The organism is Gordonia sp. 135, assembly GCF_009720185.1.
GTDB lineage: Bacteria > Actinomycetota > Actinomycetes > Mycobacteriales > Mycobacteriaceae > Gordonia > Gordonia alkanivorans.
The window spans coordinates 3,191,864-3,211,120 of record NZ_CP046257.1 but is presented as its reverse complement, the minus strand read 5'-3'; the positions used below and the strand labels follow the sequence as shown (position 1 = coordinate 3,211,120).

Annotated in this window: 15 protein-coding genes; all 15 read left to right on the top strand. The window is 69.3% G+C overall.

The window, feature by feature from the left end; genetic code table 11:
* Nucleotides 1–79: 79 nt before the first annotated feature.
* The 15 genes from mraY (at nucleotide 80) to GKZ92_RS14425 (ending at nucleotide 19,253) form a co-directional block, all read left to right on the top strand.
* Nucleotides 80–1,177, top strand: a complete 1,098-nt coding sequence (gene mraY / locus GKZ92_RS14495) for a phospho-N-acetylmuramoyl-pentapeptide-transferase (protein WP_035752668.1) — start codon at nucleotides 80–82, stop codon at nucleotides 1,175–1,177.
* Nucleotides 1,170–2,756 carry a UDP-N-acetylmuramoyl-L-alanine--D-glutamate ligase gene (murD, locus tag GKZ92_RS14490; RefSeq protein WP_035752666.1) on the top strand — a complete coding sequence of 529 codons (1,587 nt, stop codon included), beginning with the start codon at nucleotides 1,170–1,172 and terminating at the stop codon, nucleotides 2,754–2,756. The genes mraY and murD overlap by 8 nt, the downstream gene beginning before the upstream one ends.
* A gap of 5 nt (nucleotides 2,757–2,761) precedes the next feature.
* A complete protein-coding gene (ftsW, locus tag GKZ92_RS14485; protein WP_035752664.1) occupies nucleotides 2,762–4,624 on the top strand; it encodes a putative lipid II flippase FtsW in 1,863 nt (620 codons plus the stop codon).
* Between the two features lie 18 nt (nucleotides 4,625–4,642).
* Nucleotides 4,643–5,905 carry an undecaprenyldiphospho-muramoylpentapeptide beta-N-acetylglucosaminyltransferase gene (gene murG, locus GKZ92_RS14480; protein ID WP_372512875.1) on the top strand — a complete coding sequence of 421 codons (1,263 nt, stop codon included), beginning with the start codon at nucleotides 4,643–4,645 and terminating at the stop codon, nucleotides 5,903–5,905.
* A 71-nt stretch (nucleotides 5,906–5,976) separates the two neighbouring features.
* A complete protein-coding gene (gene murC / locus GKZ92_RS14475) occupies nucleotides 5,977–7,587 on the top strand; it encodes a UDP-N-acetylmuramate--L-alanine ligase (protein ID WP_155225381.1) in 1,611 nt (536 codons plus the stop codon).
* Nucleotides 7,584–8,285, top strand: a complete 702-nt coding sequence (locus GKZ92_RS14470; RefSeq protein ID WP_006356879.1) for a cell division protein FtsQ/DivIB — start codon at nucleotides 7,584–7,586, stop codon at nucleotides 8,283–8,285. Before murC ends, GKZ92_RS14470 begins: the two co-directional genes overlap by 4 nt.
* A gap of 293 nt (nucleotides 8,286–8,578) precedes the next feature.
* On the top strand, nucleotides 8,579–9,754 hold the full coding sequence (gene ftsZ / locus GKZ92_RS14465) for a cell division protein FtsZ (RefSeq protein ID WP_006356880.1): 1,176 nt from the start codon (nucleotides 8,579–8,581) through the stop codon (nucleotides 9,752–9,754).
* A 5-nt stretch (nucleotides 9,755–9,759) separates the two neighbouring features.
* Nucleotides 9,760–10,485, top strand: a complete 726-nt coding sequence (pgeF, locus tag GKZ92_RS14460) for a peptidoglycan editing factor PgeF (RefSeq protein WP_155225380.1) — start codon at nucleotides 9,760–9,762, stop codon at nucleotides 10,483–10,485.
* 26 nt (nucleotides 10,486–10,511) lie between these two features.
* Nucleotides 10,512–11,276, top strand: coding sequence for a YggS family pyridoxal phosphate-dependent enzyme (locus tag GKZ92_RS14455; RefSeq protein WP_040003905.1), 765 nt, complete (start codon nucleotides 10,512–10,514; stop codon nucleotides 11,274–11,276).
* Between the two features lie 122 nt (nucleotides 11,277–11,398).
* On the top strand, nucleotides 11,399–12,112 hold the full coding sequence (locus GKZ92_RS14450) for a cell division protein SepF (RefSeq protein WP_006356883.1): 714 nt from the start codon (nucleotides 11,399–11,401) through the stop codon (nucleotides 12,110–12,112).
* A gap of 56 nt (nucleotides 12,113–12,168) precedes the next feature.
* On the top strand, nucleotides 12,169–12,510 hold the full coding sequence (locus GKZ92_RS14445; protein ID WP_006356884.1) for a YggT family protein: 342 nt from the start codon (nucleotides 12,169–12,171) through the stop codon (nucleotides 12,508–12,510).
* Nucleotides 12,511–12,811: 301 nt separating this feature from the next.
* A complete protein-coding gene (gene wag31, locus GKZ92_RS14440) occupies nucleotides 12,812–13,621 on the top strand; it encodes a DivIVA-like cell division protein Wag31 (RefSeq protein WP_040003893.1) in 810 nt (269 codons plus the stop codon).
* Nucleotides 13,622–13,655: 34 nt separating this feature from the next.
* The gene (locus GKZ92_RS14435) at nucleotides 13,656–14,453 is read left to right on the top strand and encodes a hypothetical protein (protein WP_006356886.1); all 798 of its coding nucleotides are present in this window, start codon (nucleotides 13,656–13,658) and stop codon (nucleotides 14,451–14,453) included.
* A 307-nt stretch (nucleotides 14,454–14,760) separates the two neighbouring features.
* Entirely contained in the window at nucleotides 14,761–17,964 is a 3,204-nt protein-coding gene (gene ileS / locus GKZ92_RS14430; RefSeq protein WP_155225379.1) for an isoleucine--tRNA ligase, read from the top strand.
* 86 nt (nucleotides 17,965–18,050) lie between these two features.
* On the top strand, nucleotides 18,051–19,253 hold the full coding sequence (locus GKZ92_RS14425; RefSeq protein WP_006356888.1) for an NAD(P)/FAD-dependent oxidoreductase: 1,203 nt from the start codon (nucleotides 18,051–18,053) through the stop codon (nucleotides 19,251–19,253).
* The last annotated feature ends 4 nt before the right edge of the window (nucleotides 19,254–19,257 follow it).

Genomic DNA, 19,257 nt, shown 5'->3' with positions numbered 1-19,257 from the left:
CGCGCCGGCCGAGAACACCGAACAGAGTCGGAGACAAGAGCGTGGCGGGGAACGGACGAGCGAACACGAGGGCAGCACGATGACCCAGATCCTCCTCGCGGGTGCGATCGCGATCGCGGTGTCGATCCTGCTGACCCCCGTGCTCATCAAGGTGTTCTCCCGTCAGGGATTCGGCCAGGAGATCCGGGTCGAGGGCCCCGAGAGCCACCAGACCAAGCGCGGCACACCGTCGATGGGCGGCGTCGCGATCCTCGCCGCACTGTGGGCGGGCTACTTCGGTTCGCACCTGGTCGGCCTGTTCACCGACGGCGGCAACGGACCCACCGCGTCGGGTCTGCTCGTGTTGGGCCTCGCGACGGCGCTCGGCATCGTCGGCTTCCTCGACGACATCATCAAGATCCGCAAGCACCGCAACCTGGGACTGAACAAGACCGCGAAGTCGATCGGGCAGTTCATCGCCGCGATCCTGTTCGGCATCCTCGTGCTGCAGTTCCGCAACGACTACGGCCTCACCCCGGCCAGCACCCACCTCAGCTATGTGCGCGACATCAACGCCATCGGCCTGGGCGCGGTGGTCTTCGTGGTGTTCTGCTGGCTGGTGGTCGCCGCCTGGTCCAACGCGGTGAACTTCACCGACGGACTCGACGGTCTGGCCGCCGGCTCGATGGCGATGGTCCTCGGGTCCTACGTCCTCGTGACGTTCTTCCAGTTCGTCAACGCCTGCGCCGGCGGTGCCAAGCCGCCCAGCGACATCCCGACCGGGTGCTACCAGGTCCGCGATCCCCTCGACCTCGCGATCATCGCGGTGGCCGGCGGCGGTGCCTGCCTCGGCTTCCTGTGGTGGAACGCCGCACCGGCGAAGATCTTCATGGGTGACACCGGCTCGCTGGCGCTCGGCGGCATGCTCGCCGGCCTGTCCATCACGACCCGTACCGAACTCCTCGCGGTCGTCATCGGCGCGCTGTTCGTCGCCGAGATCATGTCGGTGGTCATCCAGATCGCCTTCTTCCGGACCACCGGCCGCCGTGTGTTCCGGATGGCGCCCTTCCACCACCACTTCGAACTGGGCGGGTGGGCCGAGACGACGGTGATCATCAGGTTCTGGCTGCTCACGGCCATCGCCTGTGCGCTGGGACTGTCGCTCTTCTACGGCGAGTTCCTGGCCACCAATGGCTGATCCGCTCGCCGAGAGCCCCGCGTCTGCCGGCGATCCGCTGGGGTTGACCGGGGAGACCGTGGTGATCGGCGGTGCGGGCACCGCCGGGATGTCGGCGGCGCGGTATCTCATCACCCGCGACGTCTGCATCCTGCTGGCCGACGACCGGTTCGCCGCACGCGATGCCGACGCCGCCGGCCGGGAGGCGGCGATCGCCGCCGTCCCCGGGGTCGCGGACCTGATCGCGCAGGGCGCGGAGGCGGTCGCGATCTCCGATCTGCTCGCCGACCCGTCGTGGACCGGCGACACCGCGGTCGTGATCGTCTCGCCCGGATTCGCACCCACCCACGACCTCGTCGCGCAGGCCGCGGCGGGCGGTGTGCCGGTGTGGGGTGAGGTCGAGTTGGCCTGGCGGGTCGACGCCGCTGGTCTGCTCGGTGAGCCGCGCACCTGGCTGGTCGTCACCGGCACCAACGGCAAGACCACGACCACCTCGATGCTCGCCGACATCGTCGAGCGCTCCGGCCGTGCCGGCGCGGCCTGCGGCAACATCGGTCTGCCGGTCCTCGACGCCATGCGCGCGACGCCCCGCGTCGACGTGCTGTGCGCCGAGTTGTCGTCGTTCCAGCTGCACTGGGCGCCGTCGGTCACCCCGGCGGCCGGGGTGGTGCTCAACGTCGCCGAGGACCATCTCGACTGGCACGGCACCTTCGACGCCTATGCGCTGGCCAAGGCGGGTGCGCTGCGCGGCGACATCGCGGTCGTCGGCCTCGACGACGCGGTCGCGTCGGGTCTGCCGGGCGCGGGACGCCGGGTCGGCTTCACGCTGAACCCGCCGCAGGACGGTCAGCTCGGCGTCGAGAACGGGCAACTCGTCGACCGCGCCTTCGGTGCGGGTCGTCTGCTGTCCGCCGGCGTCGTGCATCCGGCCGGTCCGTCGGGTGTCTCCGACGCTCTCGCCGCCGCCGCACTCGCACTGTCGATCGGAGTCGAGCGCGACGCCGTCGACGCCGCGCTCACCGATTTCCGGCCCGCCGCCCACCGCGGCGAGGTCGTGGCGACGCGCGACGGCATCCGCTTCGTCGATGACTCCAAGGCCACCAACCCGCATGCCGCCCAGGCCGCGGTCGCCGCGTACGACCGTGTGGTGCTGATAGCGGGCGGCCTGCTCAAGGGTGCGTCGATGGACGGGATGCTCACCGCGGTCGGCCATCGGCTCGCCGGAGTGGTCGCCATCGGCCGGGATCGGGAACTGGTCGTCGAAGCGATCGCGCGACACGCCCCAGAAGTCCCAACAGTCACAGTATTCACAGGGGACGATGGCACGGTGAACGTGCAACGCCAGGGTCAGACCGCACCCGTCCTCTCGTCGATCCCGAACTCGTCGACTCGAGCCTCGGGATCAGACCCCGCCGTCGCCGTGATGGACCGGGCGGTCGCCGAGGCGTGGGAGCTCGCCGCGGCGAGCGACCCGAAGCCCGACGCGGTGCTCCTCGCACCCGCCGCGGCGTCGCTGGACATGTTCGCCGGTTACGGCCGGCGCGGTGACGCGTTCGCGCACGCCGCACAGGACATCGCCGGCACCTCCACCTCGCGGTGAGTCGCGTGAGCAGCGACAAGACCGCGGCTGACGAGAGCGCGGTCGACGACGAGAACACGTTCGACGACTCGTTGGATGACGTGACGGACGAGCACTCGGACGAGAGCAGGGCGGCCACCGTACGGCGGAAGGCGTCGGAAGGTGCGGCCGCGCTGTCGAAGCCGGCCGCCGAGGTCTCCGCGGCGGCCTCGACCGCCGCGTCGGTGACGGCCTCGCTGCCGGCCCTGCTCGTCGAGGCCGTGCGCAACCTCCTGGCGCGGCCGCTGGCCTCTTACCAGCTGGTCCTCACGATGGCGTTCATGCTGACGGCCTTCGGTCTGGTCATGGTGCTGTCGGCGTCGTCGGTCGAGGGGTACTCGCAAGAGGGATCGGCGTACGGACTGTTCACGACCCAGGTCATCTTCGCCGGACTCGGCCTCATCGTCTTCTACCTGATGCTGCGGGTCCCCATCCGCCTGCTCCGGCGCTTCGCCGCGCCGTCGATGGCCATCGCCATCCTCCTGCTCGGACTGGTGCTCATCCCCGGCATCGGCACGCTCAGCCAGGGCGCGCGACGCTGGTTCGTCATCTCCGGTGTGTCGGTGCAACCCTCGGAGCTGGTCAAGGTGGCGCTCTGTATCTGGGGTGCGCACCTGCTGGCCTCGCGGCGTCGGGACAACGCCTCGATCAAAGAGCTCCTGATCCCGCTGGTCCCGGTCGCGATGCTGGTCTGCGTGCTGATCATCCTCGAGCCCAATCTCTCGACGACGATCACCATCGCGATCATCGTCGGCGCGATGCTCTGGTTCGCCGGGCTGCCGATCAAGGTGTTCTCGGCGTTCGCCGTCTCCGGTGTGGCCCTCGCGGTGATCCTCGCGCTCGCCGAGGGCTACCGCTCACAGCGCGTGATGAGCTTCCTCGGCGGCATCGACGACCCGCAGGGCGCCGGCTACCAGGCGCGCCAGGCGACCTACGCACTGGCCAACGGCGGCGTCTTCGGTGTGGGTCTCGGCCAGTCGAGCGCCAAGTGGAACTATCTGCCCAACGCGCACAACGACTTCATCTTCGCCATCATCGGCGAGGAACTCGGCCTCCTCGGCGGTCTGCTGGTGGTGTTCCTGTTCGTGCTGCTGGGCTACATCGGCTTCCGCATCGCGCACCGTTCCACCGACCCGTTCCTGCGCCTGATGACCGCGACCATCACCGTGCTGATCCTCGCGCAGGCGTTCATCAACATCGGCTACGTCATCGGCCTGCTACCGGTCACCGGTATCCAGCTGCCACTCATCTCGGCGGGCGGTACGTCGACGCTGACCGTGCTCGCGATGCTCGGGCTCCTCGCCAACGCCGCACGACACGAACCCGAGGCCGTCGCGGCCCTCACCACCGGGTCGCAGGGCCGACTGGCCCGGATCCTGCGGCTCCCGACGCCGGTGGCCTACCGGCAGACGCGGGCGGAGACCCTGCGCGATCGGCTCGACCGGCGTCGCTCGGCGGGCGAACGGTCCGGCGGCCGTACGGCCGTACGTGCCGGTGCATCGGGACGGGCGGGAGCGTCCGGTCGGACAGGACCGTCGGGTCGTCGCGGACGACCGGCCGAGCCTGCGCCGAGCCTGGGCCGGTTCACCATGCCGTGGAAACGGGCGAAGGCCGCCGAACCGGCACCTGCTCGTGGTGCGTCCGCACGGCGTCCGGCAACGGCAGGTCGCACCCGACCTGCGCCGTCGACACGAGCAGGCGTCGACTACCGTGGCGGGTATCCCGGCGCCGGCAGTGCACGTCGCTCGGCGTCACCGGGATGGCGGGCGGGCGCGCATCAGCCGCGTACGCCGAGGTCCGCCGACCCCGGGCGCGATCGGCCGACACACGGCCGCGCGGGACGCCGCTGACGGCTCCCGCGGCAGGCGATGCCCCGCGTGGGACAGACGTGCGAAGTGGCTGGAGATGGAGTGACAGAGCCGGTGAGTTCGGGTGCAGCACAATCTGATACGACCGGAGGCCCGGGCGGGCGGCCGTTGTCGGTGGTGGTCGCGGGCGGTGGTACCGCCGGACACATCGAACCCGCGCTCGCCGTGGCCGACGCGATCACCCGCATCGACCCGACGGCCCGCGTCACCGCACTCGGGACCAGCCGCGGCCTGGAGGTCGACCTGGTGCCCGAACGCGGATACGACCTTCGGCTGATCCCGCCGGTCCCGTTGCCGCGGAAACCCGGGATGGACCTCGCCAAGACGCCCGGCCGCCTGGTGTCCTCGGTCGCCGCGACCCGCAAGGTGCTCGCCGACGTGGATGCCGACGTCGTCATCGGCTTCGGCGGGTACGTGTCCGTGCCGGCCTACCTCGCCGCGCAGATGCACCTGCGCGGACGCAACCGCATCCCGATCGTCATCCACGAGGCGAATGCCTCGGCGGGCATCGCCAACAAGGTGGGCGCCCGCTTCGCCGACCGAATCCTGGCCGCCGTCGACGGTTCCGGCCTCGACGCGACCGTCGTCGGCATGCCGGTCCGCGGTGTCCTCACCGAGCTGGACCGGCCTGCTCTGCGGGCCAAGGCGCGACACTACTTCGGTCTCGACGAGGACGCCCCGACCCTGCTCGTCTTCGGTGGATCCCAAGGCGCGCAACGCATCAACGCCGCGGTTTCGGGTGCGGCCGAAGCCCTCGCAAAGGCGGGCATCGGTGTCCTGCACGCCTACGGGCCCAAGAACTCGATCGATCCGGTGATCGTCGAGGGCGCCCCGCCGTACCGCGGCGTCGGCTACCTCAAGCGGATGGATCTCGCCTACGCCGCGGCCGACCTGGTGATGTGCCGGTCCGGTGCGATGACCGTCGCCGAGGTGTCGGCCACCGGTCTGCCCGCCGTCTACGTCCCGCTGCCACACGGCAACGGCGAACAACGCCTCAACGCGCTACCGGTCGTCGAGGCCGGTGGCGGACTCATCGTCGAGGACTCGGCGGTCAGCGCGGAGTGGGTGGCACGCGAGGTGCCGGCCCTCCTGCAGGACGCGGAGCGACTGCAGAAGATGTCCGCGGCGGCCGCGGGCACGGGCCATCGTGACGCCGCGGCGGCCGTCGCCGACGCCGCTCTCGAACTCGCTCGCGGATTCCGCGCGGGCCGGGGCTCGGTCCGCAAGGCGTTTCGTTCCCGCCGATCGGCCGGCGAGCAGTGACAATTGGACGGGACCGGGTCGGACGGGACACGGCCGGCGAAACGACCGGAGAAGGCGTGGGAGGTGACGACATGAGCGAGGGGACGACCGTGGGAACCGGAGGACTGCCGCCGCAGCTGGCCCGCGTGCACATGGTCGGCATCGGCGGCGCCGGCATGTCCGGACTGGCGCGCATCCTGCTCGCCCGCGGCGGCCAGGTGTCCGGATCGGACGCGAAGAACAGCCGCGGCATCCTCGAACTCCGCACGCGTGGCGCCCGTGTCCAGGTGGGACACGATCCGTCGGCGCTCGACCAGATCCCGGGCGGCCCGTCGGTGGTGGTCACCACCCACGCCGCCATCCCCAAGACCAACCCCGAGCTGGTGGCCGCCCGCTCGCGGGGCATCCCGATCCTGCTGCGCCCGCGCGTGCTCGCCCAGCTCATGGAGGGCGACCGGACGATGCTGCTCGCCGGGACCCATGGCAAGACCTCGACCACCTCGATGGCCGTCGTCGCCCTTCAGCACGCCGGCAGCGATCCGTCGTTCGCGATCGGCGGCGAGCTCAACGAATCCGGCACCAACGCCCATCACGGCGGCGACCCGGTCTTCGTGGCCGAGGCCGACGAGAGCGACGGTTCGCTGCTCGAGTACACGCCCGACGTCGTCGCCGTCACCAACATCGACGCCGACCATCTCGACTTCTTCGGCTCGATCGAGGCCTACGTCGACGTGTTCGACAAGTTCACCGAACGCATCCGGACCGGCGGCACCCTCGTGGTCTGCCTCGACGATCCCGGATCGGCCGCACTCGCCGGACGCGTCCGCGGCGATCTCGCCGAGCGCGGGGTCGCGGTCCTCGGCTACGGCCGCGGCACCCATGCGGGCCTCGCGTCCGGCGTGCCCAACGTGGCGACCCTGCTGTCGTGGGAGCCGCGGGCCGCCGGGGGAGCGGCACGGGTCCGCTTCACCGCGCCGGTGACCGGTCCCGCCGACGAGACCGGCACGGTCGTCGAACGTGAACTCATCCTCCCGCTCCCGGGAGAGCACATGGCGCTCAACGCGATCGCCGCGGTGATCGGCGCCGTCCGCGTCAACGCAGCGCAGACCGCCGACGCCGCGGGTGCCCTCGACGGAATCCTCGCGGGCATCGGTGCGTTCGGCGGGGTCCATCGTCGCTTCGAGTTCCGCGGCCGCCGGGGCGGCGTCGAGGTCATCGACGACTACGCCCACCATCCGACCGAGGTGCGCTCGGTGCTGTCCGCGGCGCAGGCCATGATGGCCGCGCGGGCCGGCCCCGACGCGCCGCGCGGTCGCGTCATCGCGGTCTTCCAGCCCCACCTGTACTCGCGCACGGTCGAGTTCGCCGACGAGTTCGCCACCGCCCTCGACCTCGCCGACACCGTGGTCGTCGCCGACGTCTACGGCGCCCGCGAGGCACCGATACCGGGTGTCAGCGGCCGGACGATCGCCGACAAGCTGACCCGCCCGTCGGTGTTCGCGCCGGACCTGTCGCGGCTGGCCGGTCAGGTCGCCGGCCTGGCGCGACCCGGTGACCTCGTGTTGACCCTGGGTGCGGGCGACATCACCATGCAGGGTCCCGAGATCCTCGCCGCGCTCGGTGCGGACACCGGGACCGAGCGCACGACGCACGCGAACGGTGAGGGCCCCGGCGACGGGGGCCTCACGGGACGGGTCTCGTGATCCGCTGGCCGACCCGCCGCCGGTCCCGCCTGATCCTCGGCACCCTGATGGTCGTCGCCGCGGGGGTCGGGCTGGTCCTGATCGCCTATCTGACCCCGCTGATGTCGGTACGCAGCACCGACATCTTGGACAACGGCTCGGTCCCGGCCGACGAGATCCTCCGCGTCGCAGCCGTCCCCCAGGGGACACCGCTTCTCCAGGTGGACACCCGCGCCGTCGCGCAGCGGGTCGCCACCATCCCGTCCGTCGAATCCGTCCGCGTCCAGCGGTCCTACCCCTCGTCGCTGACCATCACCGTCGTCGAGCGGGTGCCGGTGGTGATCGTGACGAGCGGGGACGAGGTCCACGTCCTCGACCGGTCGGGGGTGTCCTTCCTGCACTACGTCCGCGCCCAGGGCGTGCCGCCGGAGGTGCTCAAGCTCCCGGTTCTCGAGACCCCGAACCCGGGCCCGGCCGACCCCACCACCCGGGAGGCGATCACCGCGGTCGCCGGACTCCCGGAATCGCTGGCGCGACAGGTCATCCGGGTGTCGGCGAACTCTCCGGTCGACATCGAGTTCCTCCTCACCGAGGACCGCCGGGTCATCTGGGGCGACAGCGATCGGGGAGCGGAGAAGGCGCGAACCCTCACGTATCTGCTGAGCCGGGACGCCAAGATGTACAACGTCTCGAGCCCTGAGTTCCCGGCCTACAAGTGATGGTGTCGGCCCGCGGCCGCCGGCACGGGCCGGGAACGACGCCAGATTCGTTGAAGATCTGAGAAATTCACCGAATTTCGGCGCGACTTCCCGACACGCCGGGCGCTGTTGTGGATACCGGGGCCCGGGATGCCTAGCGTCATCTCCACAACGAACTACTTGACATAACTCTAAATCTATGGTTCAGGTTTAGGGTTTTGTCAGCACTTAGCCGCTGACACATCAGCACCGGAACGCGCTGAGAGATCAGCAACGGAACATCGAGCACGACCCATTACGAGGAAGGCGAGCGCATGACGCCACCGCACAACTACCTGGCCGTCATCAAGGTCGTCGGCATCGGCGGCGGCGGCGTGAATGCCGTCAACCGCATGATCGAGCAGGGACTCAAGGGAGTCGAGTTCATCGCGATCAACACCGACGCGCAGGCCCTGCTGATGAGCGACGCCGACGTCAAGCTCGATGTCGGTCGCGACTCCACCCGTGGCCTGGGTGCCGGCGCCGACCCCGAGGTCGGCCGCCGTGCCGCCGAGGACGCCCGCGACGAGATCGAGGAGCTCCTCAAGGGTGCCGACATGGTCTTCGTGACCGCGGGCGAGGGTGGCGGCACCGGCACCGGTGGTGCACCGGTCGTCGCCCAGATCGCCCGGAAGCTCGGTGCTCTCACCGTCGGCGTGGTCACCCGCCCGTTCTCCTTCGAGGGCAAGCGTCGCGGCGGACAGGCCGAAGCGGGCATCACCGCGCTGCGGGAGTCCTGCGACACCCTCATCGTGATCCCGAACGACCGCCTGCTCCAGCTCGGCGACGCGCAGGTGAGCCTCATGGACGCGTTCCGCAGCGCCGACGAGGTCCTCCTCAACGGTGTCCAGGGGATCACCGACCTCATCACCACCCCTGGTCTGATCAACGTCGACTTCGCCGACGTCAAGGGCGTCATGAGCGACGCGGGCAGCGCACTCATGGGCATCGGCTCGTCCCGAGGTGAGGACCGTGCCAAGAAGGCGGCCGAGTCGGCGATCAACTCGCCGCTGCTCGAGGCGTCGATGGAAGGCGCTCGGGGCGTGCTGATCTCGATCGCCGGCGGCAGCGACCTCGGTCTCTTCGAGATCCACAACGCGGCCACCCAGGTCCAGGAGGCAGCCCACGAGGACGCCAACATCATCTTCGGCACCGTGATCGACGACAACCTCGGCGACGAGGTCCGCGTGACCGTCATCGCCGCCGGTTTCGACGGCGGCACCCCGAAGAAGCGGTCCGACGTGCCCGCTGCGGCCGCCGGCCGTTCGGCCGTCGGACAGGGACAAGCCGGCGCGGTCTCGGCGCCGCCGAAGAGCGATCCGCTCTTCGGTGACATCCCCAAGGGGTCGGGTGATCCCTTCGGTGGTGAGCGTGAGCCGGAGCCCCCGCGTCGCAACACCGTGCATCTCGACGACGACGACGTCGACGTGCCGTCCTTCATGAAGCGCTGACCCGCATGCGGGTGCGTCGTGTGGTCACCACGCGTGCCGGCGGCGTCTCGGTGGCACCGTATGACTCGTTCAATCTCGGTGACCATGTCGGAGACGACCCGGAAGCGGTGTCCGCCAACAGGAATCGTCTGGCCGAGCAGATCGGGTTGCCCGCGTCCTCGGTCGTCTGGATGGAACAGATCCACAGCCGCAACGTGACGGTCGTCGACGGTCCGGTCCCCGAACCGGTTCCGGCGACCGATGCGCTGGTGACGACCACGCCGGGACTCGCGCTGGCCGTGCTGTCGGCCGACTGCGTGCCGGTGCTCCTCAGCGACGACGAGGCCGGCGTGATCGCCGGTGTCCACGCCGGGCGCGTCGGGGCACGGATCGGCATCGTGCGCGAGACGCTGAAGGTGATGGTCGAACTCGGTGCGCGCATCGAGTCGATCGGTGCGTTCCTCGGCCCGGCCGCCTCCGGCGAACAGTACGAGGTGCCCCCGGCGATGCAGGCCGACGTCGAGAAGCATCTGCCCGGGAGCGCGAGCCGCACCAAGAAGGGCACGACGGGCCTCGACCTGCGTGCAGGTCTGCGCCGTCAGCTCCTCGAGGCCGGGGTCGCCGGGGTCGCCGTCGACCCGCGCTGCACGATCTCGGACCTGAGCCTCTTCAGCCATCGGCGCGGCGCACCGACCGGCCGCCTGGCATCGGTGATCTGGATGGACGACGAGAGTGCGCCGGACGGCGAGTAGACCCCCGGTGCTCCACGCGGAGAATGATGGGGGACATGAGCGATTCTCTCGATGACGCACGCACCGCCGAGCTGTCCGAGCGACTCGAAGCCGTACGCGGGCGGCTCGACGCGGCCGTCGCGGCCGCGGGCCGACCCACCGGGGCGTGTGCGCTCCTGGTGGTGACGAAATACTTCCCGGCCGACGACGTCCGCCGGTTGCTGAACCTGGGCGTCCGATCGTTCGGCGAGTCCCGTGAGCCGGAGGCCGGACGCAAGGTCGCCGAGGTCCTCGCCGATTGGACACCCGAGGATTCCACCGACGTCCCGGTGTTCGACATGATCGGGACCGTCCAGTCGAAGAAGGCCCGTTCCATCGCGCGTTGGGCGCGTGCGGTGCACTCGGTGGATCGTCCGAAGGTGGTCGAGGCCCTGGGCCGGGCCGCGCGAGCCGCGCTCGACGAGGGGGAGCGGACCGCGCGTCTCGGGGTGCTGCTGCAGGTGAGTCTCGACGGGGACCCGCAGCGAGGCGGCGTCGTCGAGGCGGATCTTCCCGCACTCGCCGAGCAGGTGTCGAGCGAGGACTCTCTGCAGTTGCGCGGACTGATGGTCATCGCCCCACTCACCGGTGAGCGGAAGTACTGGATGGCCGAATCCGCTCGTATCCACAACGCTTTTCGCGATCGGTACGCCGACGCCGTCGAACTGTCGGCGGGTATGTCCGGTGACATGGAAGAGGCGGTTGCAGCCGGCTCGACATGTGTGCGTGTCGGAACCGCGATCATGGGCGATCGGCCGCTACTCTCTCAGTAATCACATTGGTAACAACAGAACCAAGTGGCACAACAAGCGCAAATATCTCAACAAGCACAGTGACATCAGATGCACCATCCGGCACGGCTGCACACCGGCGTCGCACGACAGAGAGGCCGACAATGACCACGATGCAGAAGTTCAAGGCTTATTTCGGCATGGTGCCGCCCAGCGAGTACGAGGACGACTACCTCGAGGACGGCTCCGCGCTGCGTGTCCCGTCGCGTGAGCGTGCCTACCGTGACGACTACTACGGTGAGGGCTCCTACGACCCCGGTTACGAGCCCTCCCTGCGTGACCCCGGCTTCCGTGAGGCCGGTTACCGCGACGAGATGGCCTACGACGACCGTCATTTCGACGGCGGATACGAACTCGCCGGTGACTTCGCCCCCGAGTTCGCCTACGCCGGACCGCGTCCGACGCCCGAGGCCCCGATGCGTTCCGCTGCGCGCCTCGAACCGCTGCAGCGTTCGTCGAGTGCCGCCCTGCGTGCCGCCTCGTCGCGCCCGGCCGGCCCCGAGCACCGCGAGCTCGAGCGCGTCTTCGCCGACGGTCCGCTGCAGAAGATCACCACCTTGCGTCCCTCGGACTACAGCGAGGCCCGCACCATCGGTGAGCGTTTCCGCGACGGCAACCCGGTCATCATGGACCTCGTCGACATGACCAACGACGACGCCAAGCGCCTCGTCGACTTCGCCGCGGGCCTGGCCTTCGCTCTGCGCGGCTCCTTCGACAAGGTGGCCACCAAGGTCTTCCTGCTGTCGCCGGCCGACGTCGACGTGTCGCCCGAGGACCGCCGCAAGATCGCCGAGACCGGCTTCTACAACCACTCCTGATGCAGGTGGGCACCCTCGGTTCGCACCGGCCGGTGCTCTTCAGGCAATCTTGACGCGTGGCTGCGATTTTGTTGGGTGTCCTGTACTACATCCTGTTGGTCTTCTGGTTGCTTCTCCTCGGTCGACTCGTCGTCGAGCTGGTGCGGACGTTCGCCCGCGAGTGGCGACCCACCGGGGTGGCGGTCGTGATCATCGAGACGGTGTTCACTCTGACCGATCCGCCGATCAAGGCGCTGCGGCGGGTCCTGCCGCCGATCCCGCTCGGTCCGATCCGCCTGGATCTGTCGCTGATGATCGTCATGCTCGTCGTCATCATCGCCATGAACATCGTGAACGGTCTCCGCGCCGACGCGGTCGCCGATTCGCTGGCCACCGCTCTGGTTCTCACCCGCTCCTGATCCGCCGACGCGTCGCGCACCGGGACCCCTGTGACCCGGGTACCTTGAGGTACGCAGATGGACTACCGTTGGTTGTCGTCTTCGGATGCCCTGCCCGTTCGGAGGAGTTTCGATCGGGCTGAGCATCCAACAGTGCGACCTACGGTTCGCATGTGACAGGATTGGACGCCAGTTACAGTTTTTGACTGGTATGAATAGTTAGTGACAACCTGTATTGGTCGAACGACTCACGTCGCGCGATCGGGGTTGGACGGCACGCCAACTGAACACAAGCTTCACCACAGACACGAGGGGAACCGACATGCGGCTGACTCCAGCTGATGTGCACAACGTCGCGTTCAGCAAACCGCCTATCGGTAAGCGCGGCTACAACGAGGATGAGGTCGATCAGTTCCTCGATTTCGTCGAGGCCGAGCTCGCCCGGCTGATCGAAGAGAACACCGACCTGAAGCAGCGCGTCGAGGAGCTCGAGGGTGAGCTCGCCGACGCCCGCTCGGGTGCCGGCGCCGCCCCCGCAGAGGAGCGGACCCAGATGTTCGCCAAGCCGCCGGTCCAGGAGCAGCCCGCTCCTGTCCAGCAGCCCGCGCCCACCAACGACGACGCCAACGTTCGTGCCGCCCGCGTTCTCGCACTCGCACAGGACACCGCGGACCGTCTGACCGGCAGTGCCCGCGCCGACGCCGACGCGATGCTGGCCGATGCGCAGACCCGCGCCGACACGATGGTCTCCGAGGCCCAGAGCAAGTCCGACGCCATGCTCGCCGACGCGCGCCAGCGGTCGGAGGCCATCCTGGCCGACGCCCAGACGCGTTCCGAGGCGCAGCTGCGCCAGGCACAGGAGCGTGCGGACGCACTCCAGAGCGATGCCGAGCGCAAGCACAGCGAGATCATGGGCACGATCAACCAGCAGCGTGGTGTGCTCGAGGGCCGGATCGAACAGCTCAAGACGTTCGAGCGTGAGTACCGCACCCGTCTGAAGACCTACCTGGAGTCGCAGCTCGAGGAACTGCAGCAGCGGGGCAGCGCCGCACCGGTCGAGGGCGGTCGTCCCGATCAGTCGTTCTCGAACGACCCGGGCAGCGGCGGTTTCAGCAGCTACTCGCCGAGCTGACCTCCGCGCCGGACATGCACCCTAGGCTGGTGATGTGCTGACCTTGGCCCTGGGCGCGACCCTCATCGGGTTCGTGCTGCTCATCCTCGGTCTCATCACCGGGACCGTGTGGCTCGCCGTCGCCTGCATCGTCATCTGTCTCCTCGGCCTGGCCTTCCTGCTCGTCGATGTGTTCTCGGGGCGCAACCGGGATTCCGGCCGATCGCTGGAAGACATGGTCCCCGGAGCCGGACGCGATGAGGACGACGACGATCGCGATGCCGACGAGTCCCGAACACGCCGGTACCCGACGGCGATGCCGTCTGCGCAGGTTTCCGATGCCGACGAAGAGACGGCCGCCTACGAGCGGCCCTCCTTCGAACCCGGTATGGCCGCACCGTCGGGACCGACGCCGTCTCGGCCGACGGTGCCCGAGAGCCGCCCGGCACCAGAGCGTCGCGAGGGCAACCTCGAGGACTACCTGCGGTCGGTCGGCGAGCCGGTCGGCCCGCCGAACGCCGGTCCGACACCCGCACCCGGTCAGGCGCCCCCAGGTCAGACACCGCCCGGTCGGGGTGCGCCGGGCAGGCCGCCTCGCGAGCCGTACCAGGCGCCGGGTCCGCAGCAGACCGGCGGTCAGCCACCGCGGCCGAACCCGCCGAGGTCGCCGCAGTCCGGACCGTTCCAATCAGGTCAGTCCCAGCCGGGTCCGCGTCCTCCGCAGTACGGGAACCCGCCGTCGGATCCCCAGCCGCAGGGGGAGCAGTCCGAGTCCCCGGAACCGAGGCCGGGTCGGCGTCGTGCGCCGGATTTCGATCCGCTCGACCCGAACTGGCGTCCACCGCTCGACTGATCTCCCGTTCTCGACCCCGCACCGCCCGGACAGGCGATACCGATTCGCCTGTCCGGGCGGTGCGTCGTTACACTGGTTGACGCGTTGATCCGGCCATCACCGGGGAGCACCCGGAAGAACAGAGCACGACGCTCCCAGTAGAACCGGGCGGGCGTGGCCCGTCACAGCCACGGGACCGTACGGGGAGACCCGCGCGATCCGATGAGTGGCGCCGGAGTGCCGGCGCAAGCGGGGTGGTACCGCGCAGACCTGACGGTGTGCGTCCCCGTGCCGAGGAGAGACATCACCAGGCACGAGGAGACGAGCCGTGACCGACACGAACGAGACGGGCGCGAACGCGACCGGCCGTGTGTACCCCAAAGTCGACATGACGGGTGGGACGGGCCGCAGCGCCCCCGATTTCCCGTCCGTGGAGCAGCACGTCCTGGAGTACTGGGATGCCGACTCGACCTTCGCCGCGTCCATCGAGAACCGTGCCGATGCCGAGGAGTTCGTCTTCTACGACGGCCCGCCCTTCGCCAACGGCCTCCCGCACTACGGCCATCTCCTGACCGGCTACGTCAAGGATGTGGTCCCCCGGTACCAGACCATGCGTGGCAAGAAGGTCGATCGTCGATTCGGCTGGGACACACACGGTCTGCCCGCCGAACTCGAGGCCGAACGCCAGCTCGGGATCACCGACAAGTCGGAGATCGAGAAGATGGGCATGGAGAAGTTCAACGAGTACTGCCGTGACTCGGTTCTCCGTTACACCGGTGAGTGGCGCGACTACGTGACCCGCCAGGCGCGCTGGGTGGACTTCGACAACGACTACAAGACGCTCGACCTCGACTTCATGGAGTCGGTCATGTGGGCGTTCAAGGCCCTCTACGACAAGGGTCTGATCTACCAGGGCTACCGCGTGCTGCCCTACAGCTGGTACGAGCAGACGCCGCTGAGCAACCAGGAGTCCAAGCTCGACGACGCCTATCGCATGCGCCAGGACCCGGCGGTCACCGTGCGGATGCCGCTGTCGGTGCCCGAGGGTCCGCTGGCCGCACTCGACGGTGTCAACGCGCTGATCTGGACCACCACGCCCTGGACCCTGCCGTCGAACCTCGCGATCGCGGTCAACCCCGAGGTCACCTACGTGCACGTCAAGGCCGCCGACGGGCAGCAGTACCTGCTGGCCGAGGCGCTGCTGGGTGCGTACGCCAAGCAGATCGCCGAACCCGAGGTGATCGGTACCCATCTGGGCAAGGACCTCGAGAACCTCTCCTACACACCGCCGTTCGACTTCTTCGTCGGACACCCGAACGCACACCGAGTGCTGCTCGGCGACTACGTCACCACCGAGAGCGGTACCGGCGTCGTCCACCTCGCACCGGCCTTCGGTGAAGAGGACATGGACCTCGCGACCGCCAACGGCATCGAGGTCGTCCAGCCGCTCGATCCGGGCGGCCGCTTCACCTCGCAGGTCCCGCCGTACGAGGGCCAGATGGTCTTCGACGCCAACCCGGTCATCATCAAGGACCTCAAGGCGGCGGGCCGCATCCTGCGCCACGAGACCATCGAGCACTCCTACCCGCATTCGTGGCGGTCGGGACAGCCGCTGATCTACATGGCGGTGCCGTCGTGGTTCGTCGCCGTCACCCAGTTCCGCGACCGCATGGTGGAGCTGAACAAGCAGATCACCTGGGTGCCCGAGCACATCCGCGACGGCCAGTTCGGCAAGTGGCTCGAGGGTGCGCGCGACTGGAACATCAGTCGCAACCGCTACTGGGGCGCGCCGATCCCGGTGTGGATCTCGGACAACCCGGAGTACCCGCGCATCGACGTCTACGGTTCGCTCGACGAGCTCGAGCGCGACTTCGGCGTGCGCCCGGACAACCTGCACCGGCCCCACATCGACGAGCTGACCCGCCCGAACCCGGACGACCCGACCGGGCAGTCGACCATGCGTCGTGTGCCCGAGGTCCTCGACTGCTGGTTCGAGTCCGGGTCGATGCCGTATGCCCAGGTGCACTACCCGTTCGAGAACCGCGACTGGTTCGACGGCGGCGACTCCGCGTCGGCGCCCGCGCACAACCCGGGCGATTTCATCGTCGAGTACAACGGTCAGACGCGCGGCTGGTTCTACACCATGCACGTGCTGGCGACCGCGCTCTTCGACCGTCCGGCGTTCAAAACCGTTGCTGCACACGGCATCGTGCTGGGTGACGACGGGCAGAAGATGTCCAAGTCCAAGCGCAACTACCCGGATGTCAACGAGGTCTTCGACCGCGACGGCTCCGATGCGATGCGCTGGTTCCTGATGGCCTCGCCGATCCTGCGCGGCGGCAACCTCGTCGTCACCGAGCGCGGCATCCGCGAGGGTGTCCGCCAGGCACTGCTGCCACTGTGGAACGCCTACAGCTTCCTGCAGTTGTACGCAGATCGTCCGGCGACGTGGCGGACCGACTCGCAGAACGTCCTGGATCGCTACATCCTGGCGAAGCTCGCGACCACCCGCGACACGATGACCGAGGCGCTCGACACCTACGACATCGCCGGTGCGTGCGACGCGTTCCGCGAGTTCGTCGAGTCGCTGACCAACTGGTACGTGCGCCGGTCGCGTGCACGGTTCTGGGCCGGTCAGGAAGAGGACACCGACGCCTTCGACACCCTGTACACGGTGCTCGAGGTGGCATCGCGGCTCGCGTCACCGCTGCTGCCGCTGGCGACCGAGGCCATCTGGCGCGGTCTCACCGGTGGCCGTTCGGTGCACCTGACCGACTGGCCGACCGCAGACGAGCTGCCGGCCGACGCCGACCTGGTCGCGGCCATGGACGAGGTGCAGGCGGTCTGCTCGGTCGCGTCGAGCGTGCGCAAGGCCAACAAGCTGCGCGTCCGCCTGCCGCTGCCCGGTCTGACCGTGGCCTCGCCGACCGCGGCCGCACTCGAGCCGTACGTCGACCTGGTCAAGGACGAGATGAACGTCAAGTCCGTCTCGCTGGCCACCGACGCCAGCGAGTACGGCCGCTACGAGATCGCGGTCAACGCACGCGCGGCGGGTCCGCGCCTGGGCAAGGACGTCCAGCGCGCGATCAAGGCCGTGAAGTCCGGCAATTGGTCGGTGGGTACCGGTGCCGACGGCGCCGAGGTCGTCATCGCCGACGGCATCGAGCTCCACGACGGCGAGTACAGCCGCAAGCTGGTGGCGGTCGAACCGGACTCCACCGCCGAGCTGCCCGGGGGCAAGGGCCTCGTCGTGCTCGACACCACGGTGACCCCCGAGCTCGAGGCCGAGGGCTGGGCCAAGGACCGCGTGCGCGAACTGCAGGATGCGCGCCGCAACCTCGACCTGGACGTCTCCGACCGCATCACGGTGCGCCTCGTCGTGCCGGCCGAGCGTCTCGAGTGGGCGCAGACGCACGCGGGCCTCGTCGCCGGTGAGGTCCTCGCCGTGGAGTTCGACGTCACGGCCGACGGTGCGCCGGGCGCCATCGAGCTCGGCGACGGCGTCACCGCCGACGTCGCGAAGGTCGGCTGACCAGCTACTTCGTAGTAGCTGTCACATTTCAGCCGCCGTCGGTGTCTCGAGGATGACCACCTCGAACACCGACGGAAGGCAGAACGATGAGCACCACCGACATTACGCAGGAAATCCAGACGGTCGCACGGACGCATGTGGTCGTGCTCGGCGCCGGCTACGCGGGGGCCATGGCGGCCAACCGGCTGCGGCGCAACCCCGCCGTGGACGTCACGGTCGTGAACCCGCAGCCGTTCTTCGTGCAGCGCATCCGGTTGCACCAGTTCATCGCACGGACCGGTGAGCCGCAGGTCGGATTCGACGACGTGCTCGGTGACGGCCTCGACGTCGTGGTCGACACCGCCACCCGGATCGACGCCGGCGCACGACGCGTACACCTCGCGTCGGGGACCCACCTCGACTACGACTACGTGATCTACGCGATCGGGAGCCGGCTCCACCTGCCGCCGATCCCGGGCGCCGCGGAACATGCGCTGTCGGCCTCGGATTGGGCTGCAGCACAACAACTCCGGGAACGCGTCGATGCGCTGGACGCCGGCGCGCCGGTGGTTGTCGTCGGCGGCGGCCTCACCGGGGTGGAGCTCGCCGGCGAACTCGCCGAACGCGGCTTCGCGGTGACGCTCGCCGGTGGCGGTGTCGTCGCCCCGTCGGTGGGTGAGCGTGGCCACCGGGCCACCCTCCGGCAACTCGAACGACTCGGCGTCGACGTCCTGGAGGATGCGCGGGTCACCGGGGTCGAGGCGTCGCGGGTGATCGTCGAGACCGGCGGGCGTGAGCTGGTGTTGTCCAGTGCGGCAACGGTGTTCGCCACCGGTTTCCAGGCCCCGGAGCTGGCTGCGGACAGTGGCCTGACCACTGACGGAATCGGCCGTCTGCAGACGGATGAGAGCCTGACGAGCGTCGACGACGCCCGGATCGTCGGCGCGGGAGACGCGGTCGCGGTCGAGGGCGTCACACTCCGGATGAGCTGCCAGGCGGCTCAGCCGCTGGGTGCACAGGCCGCCGAGGCCGTCCTCGCCCGGATCGCCGGTGACCGGCCGATCCCGGTCGACCAGGCCTTCGTCGCACAGTGCACGAGCATCGGCCGCCACGCGGCCACCCTCCAGTTCACCCGGCGGGACGACTCGCCCGCGCGAGCGGTGGTGACAGGTCGTCTCGCAGCTCTGGCCAAGGAGCTGGTGTGCCGCGGTACCGTGTGGAACATCCGACGCGAGGCCGCGCATCCCGGCGCATTCGGCTGGCTGCGCGGTCGCGAGGTGACCGCCGAGCGTGAGCCGGTTCTGCAGTGACCGG

Excerpts from the sequence above, each read along its gene's own strand:
- mraY (WP_035752668.1), top strand. The coding sequence starts at position 80 with ATGACCCAGATCCTCCTCGCGGGTGCGATCGCGATCGCGGTGTCGATC.
- murC (WP_155225381.1), top strand. The coding sequence starts at position 5,977 with ATGAGCGAGGGGACGACCGTGGGAACCGGAGGACTGCCGCCGCAGCTG.
- GKZ92_RS14425 (WP_006356888.1), top strand. The coding sequence starts at position 18,051 with ATGAGCACCACCGACATTACGCAGGAAATCCAGACGGTCGCACGGACG.
- GKZ92_RS14455 (WP_040003905.1), top strand. The coding sequence starts at position 10,512 with ATGGGGGACATGAGCGATTCTCTCGATGACGCACGCACCGCCGAGCTG.
- wag31 (WP_040003893.1), top strand. The coding sequence starts at position 12,812 with ATGCGGCTGACTCCAGCTGATGTGCACAACGTCGCGTTCAGCAAACCG.
- ftsZ (WP_006356880.1), top strand. The coding sequence starts at position 8,579 with ATGACGCCACCGCACAACTACCTGGCCGTCATCAAGGTCGTCGGCATC.
- GKZ92_RS14450 (WP_006356883.1), top strand. The coding sequence starts at position 11,399 with ATGACCACGATGCAGAAGTTCAAGGCTTATTTCGGCATGGTGCCGCCC.
- murD (WP_035752666.1), top strand. The coding sequence starts at position 1,170 with ATGGCTGATCCGCTCGCCGAGAGCCCCGCGTCTGCCGGCGATCCGCTG.
- pgeF (WP_155225380.1), top strand. The coding sequence starts at position 9,760 with ATGCGGGTGCGTCGTGTGGTCACCACGCGTGCCGGCGGCGTCTCGGTG.
- murG (WP_372512875.1), top strand. The coding sequence starts at position 4,643 with ATGCCCCGCGTGGGACAGACGTGCGAAGTGGCTGGAGATGGAGTGACA.